General features: G+C 51.8%; 14 protein-coding genes. 7 read left to right on the top strand and 7 right to left on the bottom strand.

The genetic code is table 11. The features are described from left to right. Positions 1-185 precede the first annotated feature (185 nt). Together mobB and mobA are read right to left on the bottom strand one after the other, a co-directional pair. Positions 186-692 carry a molybdopterin-guanine dinucleotide biosynthesis protein MobB gene (gene mobB, locus F0Q32_RS18785; protein WP_149464279.1) on the bottom strand — a complete coding sequence of 169 codons (507 nt, stop codon included), beginning with the start codon at positions 690-692 and terminating at the stop codon, positions 186-188. Next, the gene (gene mobA / locus F0Q32_RS18780) at positions 689-1,216 is read right to left on the bottom strand and encodes a molybdenum cofactor guanylyltransferase MobA (protein ID WP_255475473.1); all 528 of its coding nucleotides are present in this window, start codon (positions 1,214-1,216) and stop codon (positions 689-691) included. Before mobA ends, mobB begins: the two co-directional genes overlap by 4 nt. Before the next feature lie 113 nt (positions 1,217-1,329). On the opposite strand from mobA, the gene F0Q32_RS18775 reads away from it, so the two are divergent. The 4 genes from F0Q32_RS18775 to F0Q32_RS18760 all read left to right on the top strand — a co-directional run bounded on the left by F0Q32_RS18775 (position 1,330) and on the right by F0Q32_RS18760 (position 4,943). After that, a complete protein-coding gene (locus F0Q32_RS18775; protein WP_149464277.1) occupies positions 1,330-1,599 on the top strand; it encodes a YihD family protein in 270 nt (89 codons plus the stop codon). Between the two features lie 77 nt (positions 1,600-1,676). Further along, positions 1,677-2,663 carry a serine/threonine protein kinase gene (locus tag F0Q32_RS18770; RefSeq protein WP_149464276.1) on the top strand — a complete coding sequence of 329 codons (987 nt, stop codon included), beginning with the start codon at positions 1,677-1,679 and terminating at the stop codon, positions 2,661-2,663. Between the two features lie 27 nt (positions 2,664-2,690). Further along, the gene (dsbA, locus tag F0Q32_RS18765) at positions 2,691-3,314 is read left to right on the top strand and encodes a thiol:disulfide interchange protein DsbA (RefSeq protein ID WP_149464275.1); all 624 of its coding nucleotides are present in this window, start codon (positions 2,691-2,693) and stop codon (positions 3,312-3,314) included. A 159-nt stretch (positions 3,315-3,473) separates the two neighbouring features. Continuing rightward, the gene (locus tag F0Q32_RS18760) at positions 3,474-4,943 is read left to right on the top strand and encodes a DUF945 family protein (protein WP_188016887.1); all 1,470 of its coding nucleotides are present in this window, start codon (positions 3,474-3,476) and stop codon (positions 4,941-4,943) included. 45 nt (positions 4,944-4,988) lie between these two features. Here F0Q32_RS18760 and F0Q32_RS18755 read toward each other — a convergent pair whose 3' ends face one another. Continuing rightward, positions 4,989-5,894: an acyltransferase gene (locus F0Q32_RS18755; protein WP_149464273.1), complete on the bottom strand. Its 906-nt coding sequence runs from the start codon at positions 5,892-5,894 to the stop codon at positions 4,989-4,991. 396 nt (positions 5,895-6,290) lie between these two features. Here F0Q32_RS18755 and polA point away from each other — a divergent pair, with 396 nt between their 5' ends. Then, entirely contained in the window at positions 6,291-9,083 is a 2,793-nt protein-coding gene (polA, locus tag F0Q32_RS18750) for a DNA polymerase I (RefSeq protein ID WP_149464272.1), read from the top strand. Positions 9,084-9,416: 333 nt separating this feature from the next. Here polA and yihA read toward each other — a convergent pair whose 3' ends face one another. Then, entirely contained in the window at positions 9,417-10,052 is a 636-nt protein-coding gene (yihA, locus tag F0Q32_RS18745; protein ID WP_149464271.1) for a ribosome biogenesis GTP-binding protein YihA/YsxC, read from the bottom strand. 585 nt (positions 10,053-10,637) lie between these two features. Here yihA and yihI point away from each other — a divergent pair. Next, positions 10,638-11,144 (top strand): Der GTPase-activating protein YihI, encoded by a 507-nt coding sequence (yihI, locus tag F0Q32_RS18740; RefSeq protein ID WP_149464270.1) that lies wholly within the window; start codon positions 10,638-10,640, stop codon positions 11,142-11,144. A gap of 188 nt (positions 11,145-11,332) precedes the next feature. After that, a complete protein-coding gene (hemN, locus tag F0Q32_RS18735) occupies positions 11,333-12,706 on the top strand; it encodes an oxygen-independent coproporphyrinogen III oxidase (protein ID WP_149464269.1) in 1,374 nt (457 codons plus the stop codon). An 84-nt stretch (positions 12,707-12,790) separates the two neighbouring features. Here hemN and glnG read toward each other — a convergent pair whose 3' ends face one another. The 3 genes from glnG to glnA all read right to left on the bottom strand — a co-directional run bounded on the left by glnG (position 12,791) and on the right by glnA (position 16,862). After that, positions 12,791-14,200 (bottom strand): nitrogen regulation protein NR(I), encoded by a 1,410-nt coding sequence (gene glnG, locus F0Q32_RS18730; RefSeq protein ID WP_149464268.1) that lies wholly within the window; start codon positions 14,198-14,200, stop codon positions 12,791-12,793. Positions 14,201-14,209: 9 nt separating this feature from the next. Beyond that, positions 14,210-15,259, bottom strand: a complete 1,050-nt coding sequence (gene glnL / locus F0Q32_RS18725; RefSeq protein WP_149464267.1) for a nitrogen regulation protein NR(II) — start codon at positions 15,257-15,259, stop codon at positions 14,210-14,212. A 193-nt stretch (positions 15,260-15,452) separates the two neighbouring features. After that, positions 15,453-16,862 carry a glutamate--ammonia ligase gene (glnA, locus tag F0Q32_RS18720; RefSeq protein ID WP_015966560.1) on the bottom strand — a complete coding sequence of 470 codons (1,410 nt, stop codon included), beginning with the start codon at positions 16,860-16,862 and terminating at the stop codon, positions 15,453-15,455. Between the last annotated feature and the right edge of the window lie 277 nt (positions 16,863-17,139).

Here is a 17,139-nt window from a genome sequence, read left to right as displayed (position 1 = left end):
ACTGCCAGGCATCAAATAAAGCAGAAGGCCATCCGGAAGGATGGCCTTTTTGCGCTGGTGCGAAAAAACCTGCCGGATGGCGGCTGCGCCTTATCCGGCCTACAAAAGAATAACCCCCACCGAATGGCACGAACCCGTAGGCCCGGTAAGCGCAGCGCCACCGGGCGACACCGCGCGCACAAAACTCACAACATTCGCATCCAACGCACCACAAAATCCGCAATTCCCTCAACGTCATTGATATCCAATAACGGCACATTCACTCTGAGCGAAATATCACTGGCCACAGCGATAACATGCTGATCGATCACCAGCTCTTGCGGCTTATGCCCGGCATCCTTGCGAAACAGCACAATTTTCGCGATTTCTTCATGCTTGAATCCCTCCACCAGAATTACATCCAGCTTTGATGCATCCATTCTGCTGGCAAGGAATACGAGATCCAGCTCCTCTTCCTCTGGTGTCTCCGTCATCAGCGCCCAGCGCTGTTTACTGGCAACCAGCGTTTGTGTTGCGCCTGCTTTACGCAATTCATAGCTATCCTTACCCGGCTTATCCACATCCATATTATGGTGCGTATGCTTTATAAGGCCCGGTCGTATCCCGCGCTGACATAGCGCTGGGATCAACTGCTTAAGCAACGTTGTTTTACCGGTCCCGCTCCATGCCGCTATCGCTAATAAGGGAATCATGAGTGCGCCTCAAACCATGCCAAATCTTCCAGCGTATTCACGTTACTGAAGGCTTCCCGGCAATCGCTAAAATCCACTGCATGCCCACCAGCTTCACGCATAAAGACCATCACCCGGCGATCGCCACGTGCAAGATAGGCTTCAATATCTGCAGCGACCCGGCGATGAACCAGTGCTATTGCCGGATGATCGCGGTCGCCATCATGAACCCACACCACTGGCGCTTCAGTACGCTGAGATTGTAGACGCTCCGCCAGATGGGCAGGAATAAACGGCGTATCACACGGGCAGAACAGGAACCACTCGCCCTCAGCTTGCCTGATGACAGAAGCCATTCCGGCAAGCGGCCCCGGAAAATCGGCAAGCGTATCCTGATAAACGGGAAAACCACTGGCCTGATACACCGAAATATTGCGATTAGCGCTGATCGTCACAGTCTTCACCTGCGGCTGTAAACGATCCGCCACATGTTTCCACAGCGGTTTCCCGTGCAGCGTCATTAATCCCTTATCCTGTCCACCCATTCGTGAAGCTTTACCACCCGCCAGCACGACGCCCGTTATATTCACTATATCGCCTCTTTTATTGTGGGTTTGACCCTGCTACCGTGTGTTAATCAAGAGTAAGGAGCACGACCATGAAATGTAAACGTCTGAATGAAGTTATTGAACTCCTCCAGCCAGCCTGGCAGAAAGAGCCGGAACTGAACCTGATGCAATTTTTGCAGAAACTGGCGAAGGAGTCAGGTTTTGAGGGGGAACTGGCAGATTTAACGGATGATATTCTGATCTATCACCTGAAAATGCGTGACTCGGCGAAAGATGCCGTGATTCCGGGTATCCAGAAAGATTACGAAGAAGATTTTAAAACTGCGCTGCTACGCGCTCGCGGTGTGATTAAAGAGTAAAAGGTTGTAAGCACAGCCGCTGAAAGCGCTACGAAATGATATCCTGAACTATTCGTATAGTTAGTCGGATTGGCAGGATGAACGACAAGGCTTTCACTTTTCAGACATTGCACCCGGATACCATTATCGATGCGTTATTCGATCAGGGTATTCGGGTGGATTCTGGCCTTACCCCGTTAAACAGCTATGAAAACCGGGTTTATCAATTTCAGGATGAAGATCGCCGCCGTATGGTGGTGAAGTTCTATCGCCCCGAACGCTGGTCGGCTGACCAAATTCTGGAAGAACATCGCTTCGCCCAGGAACTTCTTAATGATGAAGTGCCTGTTGCCGCGCCCATCACTTTCAACAACAAAACGCTGCTGACCCATCAGGGGTTCTGTTTCGCCGTATTCCCAAGTCTGGGAGGCCGCCAGTTTGAATCTGATAATCTGGATCAAATGGAGTGGGTTGGGCGTTATCTGGGGCGTTTGCACCAAACCGGCCGTAAGTCGCGCTTTGTAGCCCGCCCGGAAATCGGCGTGAAAGAGTATCTTATCGAGCCGCGCGCCGTTTTTGAACATTCCGCTCTGGTTCCCGCCGCGTTGAAAGAACGTTTTCTGAAAGCGACCGACGATCTCATTGATGCTGTGATGGCACAGTGGCATGGCCGCTTTAACACGCTGCGCCTGCACGGTGATTGCCATGCCGGGAATATTCTCTGGCGTGACGGGCCGCTGTTTGTTGATTTGGATGATGCGCGCACCGGCCCTGCGGTACAGGATCTGTGGATGTTGTTGAATGGCGATCGTGCCGAGCAGCGGATGCAGATGGAGATGATTGTTGAAGCCTACGAGGAGTTCAGCAATTTCAATCTGGATGAACTGGCACTCATTGAGCCTTTACGCGCGATGCGATTGGTTTATTATCTTGCGTGGATTATCAGGCGCTGGGATGACCCTGCGTTTCCTCAGAATTTCCCCTGGCTTACCGGGGAAGATTTCTGGCTGCGGCAGATTTCGATATTTATTGAGCAGGTGAAGGTTCTTCAGGAGCCCCCTCTTCAGTTAACGCCAATGTATTAATTTGACATATTCAGGAGAGAATTCGTTATGAAAAAAATTTGGCTTGCGCTGGCAGGTATGATTCTGGCATTCAGCGCTTCCGCTGCTCAGATCACCGATGGCAAACAATACACTACCCTCGATAAACCGGTTGCCGGCGAGCCGCAGGTACTGGAGTTCTTCTCGTTCTACTGCCCGCACTGCTATCAGTTTGAAGAAGTGCTGCATGTTTCCGATACCGTGAAACAGAAACTGCCGGAAGGCACCAAAATGACCAAATACCACGTTGAGTTCCTGGGCCCGTTGGGCAAAGACCTGACTCAGGCGTGGGCGGTTGCAATGGCACTGGGTGTGGAAGATAAAATTACTGCGCCGATGTTCGAAGCCATTCAGAAAACACAGACTGTTCAGAACGTTGCCGATATCCGTAAGGTCTTCGTCGATGCAGGCGTGAAAGGTGAAGAATACGATGCCGCATGGAATAGCTTTGTGGTGAAATCCCTGGTAGCACAGCAGGAAAAAGCGGCCGCTGACCTGCAACTGCAGGGTGTTCCGGCGATGTTTGTTAACGGCAAATATCAGCTGAATCCGCAGGGTATGGATGCCAGCAACATGGAAATCTTTGTTCAGCAGTATGCTGATACCGTAAAACAACTTATTGAGAAAAAATAAGTTTAATTAATAATATATAAGGCTCGCAAATTGTTGCGGGCCTTTTTTATATCTTCCGAATAAACACATTCTGATAATTCGCTTTTAAACCTAACAAATATACAGGCTCCAGATATTCTTTTATATAATATCCCAACATATTTATTAGGGATGATTGTCATGAAAAAGAGTGTCGTAGCGGCGGGCGTAGTGGTTGCATTGGGTGCGTGTTGGATAGGGGGCGCATGGTATACCGGTAAACAGATCGAACCGAACGTTACCGATTTTGTTTCTTCTTTTAATCAGGCCAGTAAAGCGAAATCCTCACAAATGGGGATGACATTAAGCTACAAGGATTTTTCTGGTGGCTTACTGAGTTCTCATTTTCAGGTGGTGCTGACGTTTGAACATGGCATAGAGGCTAGCGGCATTAAAGCCGGGCAGAACATTGCGTTTAATGTCGATGTTGATCATGGCCCTTTCCCACTTTCCTCGCTGGCGAAAGGCAGTTTTGCTCCTGCAATGGCGGCGATGAACGTGTCGCTGGTTAACGGTGAAATGACCAAACCGCTTTTTGACGCGTCCAAAGGACATTCTCCGATCGATGCAAATATTCGTGCAAGTTATGATAAAACTATCGCGACCCAGATTGTAGTGGCGCCAGCCTCTTATTCCGATACCAAAACCACATTTGCATTTGAAGGGGGTGAATTTAATGTCTCAGGCGAAAATTCACTGCTCACGGATGCACAGATTAATGGGCAGTTAAAAAACATTGTTATTAGCCAGGATAATAATGATGTAAAACTTTATTCAGATTCAATGACTGTTACGTCAACGGCTAATAAGGTTGATGATAATATCACTGTTGGCCATGCAGATGTATCACTGAATAATATACGAGTAAACTCCAGGGGCAAAGATTTAATACAGATTAATGCCCTCACCGGAACCGGCGCTTTGGCATTATCCAGTGATAAAAAGCACATTAACTATACTCAGGAGTATGGTATCAGGGATTTAATTCGTGAAAAACAGAATCTGGGAAGTGGTAAAATTGCCCTGGTCTTAGAGAATCTCGATCCTGTTGCGATTCGCGAGTTGTTCACTAATTACAACGCGGAACTGAGTAAGGCTATCGTGGCCAATCCTGCGCTGGGTAAAGATGAAGACGCGATGGGTGAGATCAGTTTGAAACTGCTCATGAAGTACATCGCCAACATCCAGAAAAGCGAGCCAGTCATTAAATTCCCGATTAGCTGGAAAAATGAAAAAGGTGAAATGACGGCTAATATTAATATCGCCATTGCCGATCCGGTCAAAGCAAAATTCACGCCAGGAACTTTAACCGAATCCGTAGACCAGAATGTTAAAACCATGACGGCCAACGTCATGCTGCCTCTGGATGTTTTCACCTACACCGCTAAGCAAATAAAGCTGGCGGAGGGTAAGGATGACGCTGCCGCACAAAAACAGGCTGAGAAAGACGTTAAAAATGCCATTACGGTTGGTAAAATGATGGATCTTATCAGCGTGGATGATAAAGCGGCGAAGCTTGATTTTGAATATCAGCAGGGAAAAGTTGTCTTTAACGGCAAAGAGATGACGGCGGAAGAGTTTATGGCGCGGGGAGGTCGTTTCCTGCCATAAGTTGATAATCTCGCCTCCTGCCATTCAGGAGGCGAGATAAAGGTATTATTTCTTCTGTGAATGCGGCGTAATGAGAGACGTCAGCAATGTATCTTTTTCTTCCCACAGTGAGTTCAGCCACTGCTGGAAACGGCGCTTGAAGTTCTTATCTGAGACATAATCACCGTGTAACTCTTCGGCCACCGGCAGCAGATTCACGCGTACCACAATGCGCGTTAGCTTCCCACTCAGCATGTCAAAGAAGGGGCTGTCGTTGTTTTCCGGGTAACACAACGTCACATCAAGCAACTTATCGAACTGCGCACCCAGCACGCTCAGCGCCATCGCAATGCCAGCGGCTTTCGGCGGCAGCAGATTTTTATACGGCGAGCGGGTCTGGCGGCGTTTCTCTTCGGTAAAGCGTGAGCCTTCGACAAAATTCACGATAGTGGTGGGATGCGTGCGAAACTTCTCGCAGGAGCGGCGCGTCGTTTCAACATCTTTTCCGCGACGCTCCGGATGGCGGATGAGATAGCTGTGCGAGTAGCGACGCATAAACGGCATATCCAGCGCCCAGCAGGCCAGACCGATAAAGGGAACCCAGGCCAGTTGCTGCTTCAGGAAATACTTATTCATTGGAATGTGCTTACGGAAAATCACGCACAGCACCACGATGTCGGCCCAACTGTGGTGATTGCAGATAAGTAAATACCAGTTCTTTTTGTTCAGCTTCTCCAGGCCCTGAATTTCCCACTTCAGATGTGGGTTGAGATGCAGCAGCGCCGCCAGGCCTTCACACCAGCAGTACATCATAAAATTGCAAAAAACGGAGACGGAGCGCCAGATTGCCGGAATGGGCAAAATGAGCTTAACAAGCCCGGCGATGATGATCGGCACGGAACACAATATGGTCAGTAAAATAGTAAGCGCGATACTTATGGGAAGCGTTATCGCCGCGAGCAATCTCGACATAATTAGTTTATTCAGATAGTTAGTCATTTAACGCGCGCAGGCAAAACGCACAAGGGGCTGATTTTATCAGAAAACACACCCAATGACGGGTCTTACCAGAACAGAAAAATAACCTCTGCTTATATCCACACAGGATAAATTGTCACCACATCTTATTTTGAGTTGGCGATCTATGTGTAACCACATGAAAAATATAATATATTTATGAATTATATAAACGAGAATGATCACATGTTATTAGCATAATAAAACTATACACAAAGTTATCCACAGTTTTGATTTGCGAGTGATCCAGAAGATCTGCAAATCTTTTCGCGTAAATGGGGCGAAAAACTCATGTTTTCATGCTGTCTGTGGCATGCTTTAACCATAATCTGATAAACAGGCACGGAAATTATGGTTCAGATCCCCGAAAATCCCCTTATCCTCGTTGATGGCTCCTCGTATCTTTACAGGGCGTATCATGCTTTCCCACCGCTGACCAACGGCGCAGGCGAACCGACTGGCGCGATGTATGGCGTGCTGAATATGCTGCGCAGCCTGTTGCTGCAATATCAGCCGACGCATGCGGTTGTGGTGTTTGATGCGAAGGGTAAAACCTTCCGTGACGAACTGTTTGAGGATTACAAATCTCACCGTCCACCGATGCCTGACGATCTGCGTGCGCAGATCGAGCCGCTGCATGCGATGGTGAAAGCCATGGGGCTTCCGCTGATGGCTGTATCGGGTGTTGAAGCGGATGACGTGATCGGCACGCTGGCGCGCGAAGCGGAAGCGGCGGGGCGCCCGGTGTTGATCAGCACCGGCGATAAAGATATGGCGCAGTTGGTTACGCCGGGTATCACCCTGATTAACACCATGACCAACACCATTCTTGGCCCGGAAGAAGTGGTAACCAAGTACGGTGTGCCGCCAGAACTCATCATCGACTTCCTCGCGCTGATGGGCGACTCCTCGGATAACATTCCGGGCGTGCCGGGCGTGGGAGAAAAAACCGCGCAGGCGCTGCTTCAGGGGCTGGGTGGGCTCGATACTCTGTATGCCGAATCGGAAAAAATTGCCGGGCTGAGCTTCCGTGGCGCCAAAACCATGGCCGCGAAGCTCGAGCAGAACAAAGAGGTGGCGTATCTCTCCTACAAACTCGCGACCATCAAAACAGATGTTGAGCTGGAACTGACCTGCGAACAGCTGGAAGTGCAGCCGCCAGCGGCTGAAGAACTGTTGGGGCTGTTCAAAAAGTACGAATTCAAACGCTGGATCACCGATGTTGAGTCCGGTAAATGGTTGCAGGCGAAAGGCGCGAAGCCGACAAAATCCGCCGCCAAACCTGCGGAAACCATCGTGGTGGAAGATGAAGTCGAAACCACCGCCACCCTAAGCGCCGATAACTACGTCACGATTCTGGACGAGGCGACCCTGCTCGACTGGATTGAGAAGCTGAAAAAAGCGCCGTTGTTTGCTTTCGATACGGAAACGGACAGCCTCGATAATGTCTCTGCCAATATGGTTGGCCTGTCGTTTGCAACCGAACCCGGTGTTGCCGCATATGTGCCAGTGGCGCACGATTATCTTGACGCGCCAGAACAGATTTCCCGCGAACGCGCGCTGGAACTGCTCAAGCCGCTGCTGGAAGATGAAAAATGCCTGAAGGTTGGGCAGAACCTGAAATATGACCGCGGGATCCTCGCTAACTACGGCATTGAACTGCGCGGGATTGCCTATGACACCATGCTGGAATCCTACACACTGGATAGCGTGGCGGGCCGCCATGACATGGACAGCCTTTCTGATCGCTGGCTGAAGCATAAAACCATCACCTTTGAAGAGATCGCCGGTAAAGGTAAGAAGCAACTGACCTTCAACCAGATCGCACTGGAAGAAGCGGGCCGCTATGCGGCGGAAGACGCCGACGTCACGCTGCAACTGCATCTGAAAATGTGGCCGAAGCTGCAGAAGGAAAAAGGGCCGCTGAGCGTCTTCGAAAATATCGAGATGCCGCTGGTGCCGGTACTGTCGCGCGTGGAACGCAATGGTGTGAAGATTGACCCGGCAGTGCTGCATGCGCATTCGCAGGAGATTGCGAAACGGCTGGTGGAGCTGGAGCAGAAAGCCTTTGAGGTCGCTGGTGAAGAGTTTAATCTCTCCTCGCCAAAACAGTTGCAAACCATTCTGTTTGAAAAACAGGGTATTAAGCCGCTGAAGAAAACCCCTGGCGGCGCACCGTCTACGTCGGAAGAAGTGCTGGAAGAGCTGGCGCTGGATTATCCACTGCCAAAAGTCATTCTTGAGTATCGTGGCCTGGCGAAACTGAAATCCACCTATACCGACAAGCTACCGTTGATGATCAACCCGAAAACCGGGCGCGTGCACACCTCTTATCATCAGGCTGTCACCGCAACGGGGCGTCTCTCCTCAACGGATCCGAACCTGCAAAACATTCCGGTACGTAATGATGAAGGGCGTCGTATTCGTCAGGCGTTTATTGCGCCGAAAGATTACGTGATTGTTTCTGCCGACTACTCACAAATCGAACTGCGTATTATGGCGCACCTGTCGCGTGATAAGGGCCTGCTGACTGCGTTTGCGGAAGGGAAAGATATCCACCGTGCGACGGCGGCGGAAGTTTTTGGTTTGCCGTTAGAGAGTGTCAGCAGCGAACAGCGTCGCAGCGCGAAGGCGATTAACTTTGGTTTGATCTATGGCATGAGTGCTTTTGGCCTCTCCCGCCAGCTCAACATTCCACGTAAAGAGTCGCAGAAGTATATGGATCTCTACTTCGAGCGTTACCCTGGTGTCATGGAGTATATGGAGCGCACCCGCGCACAGGCGAAAGAGCAGGGTTACGTTGAAACGCTGGATGGCCGTCGTCTTTATCTCCCGGACATCAAATCCAGCAACGGCGCGCGTCGTGCCGGGGCTGAACGTGCCGCGATCAACGCTCCCATGCAGGGCACTGCCGCAGATATCATTAAGCGAGCGATGATTGCTGTGGATGCCTGGCTTGAGAGTGAAAAACCGCGCGTGCGCATGATCATGCAGGTGCACGATGAACTGGTGTTTGAAGTGCATAAAGATGATGTGGACACCGTGTCGAAGAAAATTCACGAACTGATGGAAAACAGTACCCAACTGGATGTGCCATTGCTGGTGGAAGTGGGCAGCGGCGAAAACTGGGATCAGGCGCACTAAGCTTTCGGCGACCAAGCGCTTTTTTGGTAAGTAAGCAACATAACTTATAGCGTTTTGTGATGAACATTAGAATTCGCTATGTAATAAGTGAAAAAAAACTACAAAAAGTGCTTTCTGTGACCAAAAAAAAAGAGTAGAGTTAGTCGCGTAGGGTACAGAGGTAAGATGTTCTATCTTTCAGACCTTTTACTTCACGTAATCGGATTTGGCTGAATATTTTAGCCGCCCCGGTCAGTAATGACCGGGGCGTTTTTTATTGGGCGAAAGAAAAGCCGCCGGATGGCAGCTTTGCGTGAAATCCGGGTCGGGCAACCGCGCCCGACAGGGAATTGATTACTCTTCGGCTTCTTCAGCCGCCACTTCCGGCGGGATCTCACTGTACCAGGTGTCCAGTTTCTGACGCAGCTTATCCACACCCTGCTTTTTCAGCGATGAAAACGCTTCAACCTGCACGTCACCGTTAAAGGCGAGCACGGCTTCGCGCACCATGTTGACCTGCGCTTTGCGCGCACCGCTGGCGAGCTTATCGGCTTTGGTCAGCAATACCAGCACTTCAATTTCACTGTCTACGGCCCACTGAATCATCTGCTGATCAAGATCTTTCAGTGGATGGCGGATGTCCATCAGAATAACAATCCCTTTCAGACACAGGCGCTTTTCCAGGTATTCACCCAGCGCACGCTGCCATTTAATTTTCATCTCTTCCGGTACTTCGGCGTAACCGTAGCCCGGTAAGTCGACCAGACGTTTACCGTCAGCCACTTCAAACAGGTTAATCAACTGTGTACGACCCGGCGTCTTTGACGTACGAGCCAGACTTTTTTGGTTGGTCAGCGTATTCAGCGCGCTGGATTTCCCGGCGTTGGAGCGACCTGCAAATGCCACTTCGATGCCAGTATCGGAAGGTAAGTGGCGGATATCTGGCGCACTGGTCACAAAATGCGTCAGTTGGTAATTCAAGTTAGTCAAAACGGTCGTCTCCGTTAAATCAGGCAATGTTGGCGATTATACCCGATCGGCAAAAAAAGGCTGATTTTCCTCAGCGAGTCTACTGGATGTAAGCAAAACCCCTACAGTTTGTGAGATATTGCCCATAAACCCTATGCGAAATTTCAGAGAAGTTTGAGAAGAAAAAATCTGTAAAAATAGATAAATCATAGAGTTAATGTTGGGGAAAACTCTGATTTTATATTTATGTGCCGTTTCGCTGCTTGTTAGTTTAGCTCAACAAGGTAAAGTATCACTCATTGGCGAGGACGCCGTAAGGATTTCTAACTCAGGATGAGGGTCAGGAGCGCCAGGAGGCGAAGACTTAGGATTGTCAGGATGACAAACGTCCGGAGACGTAGAGAAAGGAAATGGAATCGTACAGGGATTGTTCCAGGCTAAAGGAAAGACAGGGTGTGTCGGTAGCTAACATGGAATGTAGCGCCCGTTGAGGGTGGAGAGTCAGGAAAAAGGCGACAGATTACTCTGTCGCCTTTTTTCTTTGTTGGTATTCTGCTAGATTCCGCCTCAATTCTATACTGAATAAAACGGCCATAAGACGACACCATGAAAAAACCCACATCTGCACCGCGTGCCAAAACACGCCGCAAAACCCGCGAAGAACTGGACCAGGAAGCGCGCGAACGCAAGCGCCAGAAGAAACATCGTGGCCATACGCCGGGCAGCCGTGCAAGTAGCGGCGGTGAATCTGGACGCGCGGGCCAAAAAGGTCAGGAAAAAGATCCCCGTATTGGCAGTAAAAAACCTGTTCAGCTGGGCGTAACCGCTGCGCAGACAACCCCTCGTCAGCAAAAACCAAAAAGCGAGAAACCTATGCTTTCACCGCAGGCTGAGCTGGAGCAGTTAGAAACGGATGAGCGTTTGGATGCGCTGCTGGAACGCCTGGAAGAAGGCGGAAAACTGAATGCTGAAGAGCAAAGCTGGGTCGATGCCAAACTGGATCGTATCGACGAGCTGATGCAGCAGCTTGGCCTCTCCTATGACGATGACGAAGAAGAAGAGGAAGACGAGGGCAAGGAAGACATGATGCGTCTGCTCAAGGGCGGAAACTAACGTTTGCACGCAGTCGGTTTCCCGGTCCTGCTTATAACCCTTCTGGTTATATGTTATCTGGTGTGGTTATTCGTTAAACTACAACGGTTGTCGCGGCGTCAAAAACGGCTGCGCAACCGGCTAATGGCTCAACAAGGAGCCAGGCCGGCACGCCGTCGTCGTTAGCGACGTCACTGGAAGGAGTAAGCATGTCTGTGCAGTTAATCGACTGGGATCTGGCCCTGATCCAGAAATATAACTATTCCGGGCCACGTTACACTTCGTATCCCACCGCGCTGGAATTTTCCGACGCGTTTGGCGAGAGCGAGTTTCTGAATGCGGTTGCGCGTTATCCCGAGCGGCCGCTGTCGCTGTACGTGCACATCCCGTTCTGCCATAAGCTCTGCTATTTCTGTGGCTGCAATAAAATTGTCACGCGCCAGCAGCATAAAGCCGACCAGTATCTCGACGCGCTGGAGCAGGAAATTCGCCACCGCGCACCGTTGTTCACCCAACGTAATGTCACCCAGTTGCATTGGGGCGGCGGCACGCCAACCTATCTGAATAAAGCGCAAATTACGCGCCTGATGACGCTGCTGCGCGAGAACTTCCACTTTACCGCCGACGCCGAGATCTCCATTGAAGTTGATCCTCGTGAAATCGAGCTGGACGTGATCGACCATCTGCGCGCCGAAGGCTTTAACCGCCTGAGCATGGGCGTGCAGGACTTCAACAAAGAAGTTCAGCGCCTGGTAAACCGCGAGCAGGACGAAGAATTTATCTTCGCGTTGCTGAATCACGCACGCGAGATCGGTTTTACCTCAACCAACATCGACCTGATCTATGGCCTGCCAAAACAGACGCCGGAAAGCTTTGCCTTTACGCTTAAACGCGTGGCGGAACTGAACCCGGATCGCCTGAGCGTATTCAACTACGCGCATCTGCCAACCCTGTTTGCCGCGCAGCGTAAAATTAAAGATGCAGATTTACCGACAGCCCAGCAGAAGCTGGATATCCTTCAGGAAACCATCTCATCGCTCACTGATGCCGGTTACCAGTTTATCGGCATGGATCACTTCGCCCGCCCGGACAACGAGCTGGCCGTTGCTCAGCGTGAAGGCGTGCTGCATCGTAACTTCCAGGGCTACACAACGCAGGGCGATACCGACCTGCTCGGCATGGGCGTGTCGGCGATCAGCATGATTGGCGACTGCTACGCGCAGAACCAGAAAGAGCTGAAACTCTATTATCAGCAGGTTGATGAACGCGGCGATGCGCTGTGGCGCGGGATTGCCCTAACGCGCGATGACTGCATTCGTCGTGACGTGATTAAGGCGCTGATTTGTAATTTCCGCCTGGAGTTTGCCGCTGTTGAGCAGCAGTGGGACCTGAATTTTGACGACTATTTCGCGGAAGATTTAAAACTGCTGGCGCCGCTGGCGAAAGACGGGCTGGTGGATGTGGATGAAAAGGGGATTCAGGTGACGCCAAAAGGTCGTCTGTTGATTCGTAATATCTGTATGTGCTTCGATGCTTATCTGCGCCAGAAAGCGCGGATGCAGCAGTTCTCACGCGTGATTTAAACAAGCGCCCGGTAGCAACCGGGCCTACAACGGCTCGTTGTTTGTAGGCCCGATAAGCTAAGCGCCATCCGGCGCAACGCTGTGCTACTCCATTCCCAGCTCTTTCAGCTTGCGCGTCAGGGTATTACGCCCCCAACCCAGCAAACGTGCGGCTTCCTGTTTATGCCCCTGAGTATGACGCAGCGCGGTTGTCAGCAGCGTACGCTCCATTTCTGGCTGCGCTTCCGATAACAGGTTTTGATGACCGGAACGCAGGGCACGATCGGCCCATTGCGCCAGCAGCGTCGCCCAGTTATCAGGCTGCGTGTGGGTCGTACCATCCGGAACAGTGGTTTCAAACAGTTCGCCTGGCAAATCCTGAATCAATACTTCCTGGCCTGCTGCCATTACCGTCAGCCAGCGGCAGGTGTTTTCCAGCTGGCGCACGTTGCCCGGCCACGCCAGACGCGTTAACGCCGCTTCGGTTTCCGGGTGCAGCAGTTTCACTTCTACGCCGAGCTCGCGTGCAGCAATTTGCAGGAAGTGGCGCGCCAGACGCGGAATATCTTCCCGACGCTCACGCAGCGGCGGCAGATGCACGCGAATGACGTTCAGGCGGTGGAATAAATCCTCACGAAATTTCCCCTCCTGCACGCGCAGCTCCAGGTTCTGGTGAGTCGCTGCAATGATACGCACATCCACTTTCACCGGCGCATAGCCGCCGACGCGGTAAAACTGCCCGTCGGCCAGCACGCGCAGCAAACGGGTCTGTACATCGTTGGGCATGTCGCCAATTTCATCGAGAAACAGCGTGCCGCCGTCTGCCTGCTCAAAACGCCCCTGACGCACGTTATTAGCACCGGTGAATGCGCCTTTCTCGTGGCCAAAGAGTTCGGATTCAATCAAATCTTTCGGTATCGCCGCCATGTTCAGGGCGATAAACGGCGCTTTCGCGCGTGGGCTGTGGCGATGCAGCGCATGCGCGACGAGCTCTTTACCGGTACCGGATTCGCCGTTAATCAGCACGCTTATTGATGACCGGGAGAGTCGCCCGATAATGCGAAAGACGTCCTGCATCGCCGGCGCTTCGCCGATGATATCGGCGGTAGGCCCGAATGCAGGCACATCGCGCGGCTGCTGCTGTTCCTGATAGTGGCTGATGGCACGTTCAACCAGCGCTACCGCCTCATCGATATCAAACGGTTTGGGCAGGTAATCGAATGCGCCTTGTTGATAAGCGCTGACCGCTGCGTCCAGATCTGAATGGGCGGTCATTATGATGACCGGAAGCATCGGGTGACGCTGTTTAATCTGTTTGAGCAGCGCAAGGCCGTCCATGCCCGGCATACGGATATCCGACAGCAGCACGTCCGGCGTTTTGGTGGTGAGCGCATCCAGCACCTCATTGCCGCTTTCAAATGTGGTACAGCTTAAGCCCGCCCCGGTGAGTGCGCGTTCAAGCACCCAACGGATGGAGCTATCGTCATCTACGACCCAGACTATCCCTCGTTGCATAAACACACCTTATTTTCGAATTGGCAGGTAAACCGAGAACTCGGTATGGCCTGGCCAACTGGTAAATTCAATTTTTCCGGAATGCTGATCGATCAGGCTGCGGGCGATGGATAAACCCAGCCCGGTGCCGCCTTCGCGGCCACTTACCATCGGATAGAACAGCGTGTCCTGTAAATGGGACGGAATGCCCGGCCCGTTATCTTCAATGTCAATGCGTGCCGCCAGGCGATAGCGCTCGCCGTGTAGCGTCAGCTGGAACGCGGTGCGGGTACGCAGAATGATTTCGCCGCCTTCTGGCCCTAACGCCTGCAACGCATTGCGTACAATATTCAGCAAAACTTGTTCAATCTGGTCGGGATCGTGCGGTAACTCCGGCAAACTCGGATCGTAATCACGTACCAGCCGCACGTTATCCGGCAGCTCCATCGACACCAGCGAAAAGACACGTTCGGCTACTTTGTGGATGCTTTCGGTCACGTGCATGCCCGGCTGCTGTGGCCCCAGTAGACGGTCGACCAGGTTGCGGAGGCGGTCGGCCTGCTCAATGATCATTTTGGTGTATTCAGTGAGCGACGGGTCGGGCAGCGCTCTGCTTAACAGCTGTGCTGCGCCGCGTAAGCCGCCGAGCGGGTTTTTAATCTCATGGGCTAAGCCACGGACTAAATCGCGTGCTGCAATCTGTTGGGCGTGCTGTAGTTGCTCCTGGCTTAAACGGCGTTGGTTATCCATCGGGGCCATCTCCAGCAAAATAAAGCCGTCAGGCAGCCGCTGAGCCGTCAGAGAGAGGATATGCGAGCGTCCGTCGATCACCAGCGTCACTTCGTTATCCGTGAAGCCCTGGCCCGTTTGCAGGCTCTCCTGCATCAAACCGATATTCAGCGAGAAATAGCTCAGAAGTTCCGGTAACGGCGTACCGAACAGTTTTCGCGAGCTTTGCGCCAGCAACTGCTGCGCCGCCGGATTGGCGTAATGCACCGCAAGGTCGTCATCGACCAGCAGAATGCTATTAATTAAAGAATTGAGGATCTGCCCAGCATCGGGCAGCGCGCCGGTTGCCATTTAGCAGTCTCCTTAGATTGCACTGTTTTAGTGCATTATAGCTGGATGGACGGGAAAAAGGCGCTAACTACGCGTTTTTGTGGAGAAAAAAGCCCATCCAGAGATGGGCTAAACGTTCCACGGCAACAACTTACTCAGCTTGTTCTTGCCGCCAGGCGGCGACAAGAAGTGGGCGGAGAATGACTAACTTAAATTAAACGCTGTAGTACAGCTCGAACTCTACCGGGTGCGGAGTCATGCGCACACGGTCATCTTCTTCGCGGCGCAGCGCGATGTAAGCATCGATGGATTCGTCAGTGAACACACCACCGGCTTTCAGGAACTCGCGGTCCAGATCCAGTTCTTTCAGTGCTTCTTCCAGAGAACCCGCAACCTGTGGGATCTCTTTCGCTTCTTCCGGCGGCAGGTCATACAGGTTTTTGTCCATCGCCTCGCCCGGATGGATTTTGTTCTTGATGCCGTCAAGGCCAGCCATCAGCAGTGCTGCGAAGCACAGGTACGGGTTAGCTGCCGGGTCCGGGAAGCGCACTTCGATACGACGCGCTTTCGGGCTGGTAACAACCGGAATACGGATGGAAGCAGAACGGTTACGGGCAGAGTAAGCCAGCATAACCGGCGCTTCGTAACCCGGGACCAGACGTTTGTAGGAGTTGGTGGTCGGGTTCGCCAGGGCGTTGATCGCTTTCGCGTGTTTGATAACACCGCCGATGTAGTGCAGCGCCTGCTCAGACAGACCCGCGTATTTGTCACCAGAGAACAGGTTTACGCCGTTCTTGGAGAGAGACATGTGGCAGTGCATACCGGAACCGTTATCGCCAAACATCGGTTTTGGCATGAAGGTCGCGGTTTTACCGAAACGGTGCGCAACGTTGTGAACCACATATTTGTAGATCTGAATTTCGTCCGCTTTTTTGGTCATGGTGTTGAAGCGGGTCGCGATTTCGTTCTGACCGGCTGTTGCCACTTCGTGGTGGTGAGCTTCAACAACCAGGCCCATTTCTTCCATGATCATACACATGGTAGAACGGATGTCCTGGGAGGAATCGACCGGCGGAACCGGGAAGTAACCGCCTTTCACGCCCGGACGGTGACCTTTGTTACCACCTTCGTATTTGGTGGAAGAGTTCCACGCGCCTTCGATATCGTCGATAGCCACGTGAGAACCGGAAATGGATGCGCCGAAGCGGATGTCGTCAAACAGGAAGAATTCTGGTTCTGGCCCGAACAGTACGGTGTCGGCGATGCCAGTGGAGCGCAGGTATTCTTCAGCGCGTTTTGCGATGGAGCGCGGGTCACGGTCATAGCCCTGCAGGGTACCTGGTTCCAGGATATCGCAGCGGATGATAAGTGTCGGTTCTTCGTAGAACGGGTCAATGAGTGCGGTAGATGCGTCCGGCATCAGAACCATGTCAGATTCGTTAATGCCTTTCCAGCCGCCGATAGAGGAGCCGTCAAACATTTTGCCTTCTTCAAAGAATTCGGCATTAACCTGATGGGAAGGGATAGTGACGTGCTGTTCTTTACCTTTGGTATCGGTGAAGCGCAGATCGACAAACTTCACTTCGTGCTCATTCAGCATCGTCAAAACGTGTTCAGCGGACATACTTTACATCTCCCGGATTTGTCATTGTCGTCGTGGTAACGAGGTCTTCAAACACTTCTTAAAAGTGGCGTTGTTGCCCTGAAATATACAAAGCGAAATCTGTGCCAACTTTCAAATTACCCCCAAAAGGCGCTATCATGCGCATCATAGTGCAAAAGGGCTGCACCACGATGGTGTCATTGCACCAGTATAGTGCTTATATGTGAACATAGAGCACCATATTGGTGCAATTTGCGTTAAGGTGCCCTTTTTTCGCTCCGTGAAAGCGATCACAAAG

This window comes from Pseudocitrobacter sp. 73, assembly GCF_008369545.1.
In the GTDB taxonomy this organism is placed as follows: Bacteria; Pseudomonadota; Gammaproteobacteria; order Enterobacterales; family Enterobacteriaceae; genus Pseudocitrobacter; species Pseudocitrobacter vendiensis.
Note: the sequence above shows the minus strand (reverse complement) of the source record. Positions and strands in the feature narration are given on the sequence as shown.

Bases quoted from the DNA above. Each gene is read 5' to 3' on its own strand.
- mobB (WP_149464279.1), bottom strand. From the start codon at position 692: ATGATTCCCTTATTAGCGATAGCGGCATGGAGCGGGACCGGTAAAACA.
- mobA (WP_255475473.1), bottom strand. From the start codon at position 1,216: ATGGGTGGACAGGATAAGGGATTAATGACGCTGCACGGGAAACCGCTG.
- F0Q32_RS18775 (WP_149464277.1), top strand. From the start codon at position 1,330: ATGAAATGTAAACGTCTGAATGAAGTTATTGAACTCCTCCAGCCAGCC.
- F0Q32_RS18770 (WP_149464276.1), top strand. From the start codon at position 1,677: ATGAACGACAAGGCTTTCACTTTTCAGACATTGCACCCGGATACCATT.
- dsbA (WP_149464275.1), top strand. From the start codon at position 2,691: ATGAAAAAAATTTGGCTTGCGCTGGCAGGTATGATTCTGGCATTCAGC.
- F0Q32_RS18760 (WP_188016887.1), top strand. From the start codon at position 3,474: ATGAAAAAGAGTGTCGTAGCGGCGGGCGTAGTGGTTGCATTGGGTGCG.
- F0Q32_RS18755 (WP_149464273.1), bottom strand. From the start codon at position 5,894: ATGTCGAGATTGCTCGCGGCGATAACGCTTCCCATAAGTATCGCGCTT.
- polA (WP_149464272.1), top strand. From the start codon at position 6,291: ATGGTTCAGATCCCCGAAAATCCCCTTATCCTCGTTGATGGCTCCTCG.
- yihI (WP_149464270.1), top strand. From the start codon at position 10,638: ATGAAAAAACCCACATCTGCACCGCGTGCCAAAACACGCCGCAAAACC.
- hemN (WP_149464269.1), top strand. From the start codon at position 11,333: ATGTCTGTGCAGTTAATCGACTGGGATCTGGCCCTGATCCAGAAATAT.
- glnG (WP_149464268.1), bottom strand. From the start codon at position 14,200: ATGCAACGAGGGATAGTCTGGGTCGTAGATGACGATAGCTCCATCCGT.
- glnL (WP_149464267.1), bottom strand. From the start codon at position 15,259: ATGGCAACCGGCGCGCTGCCCGATGCTGGGCAGATCCTCAATTCTTTA.
- glnA (WP_015966560.1), bottom strand. From the start codon at position 16,862: ATGTCCGCTGAACACGTTTTGACGATGCTGAATGAGCACGAAGTGAAG.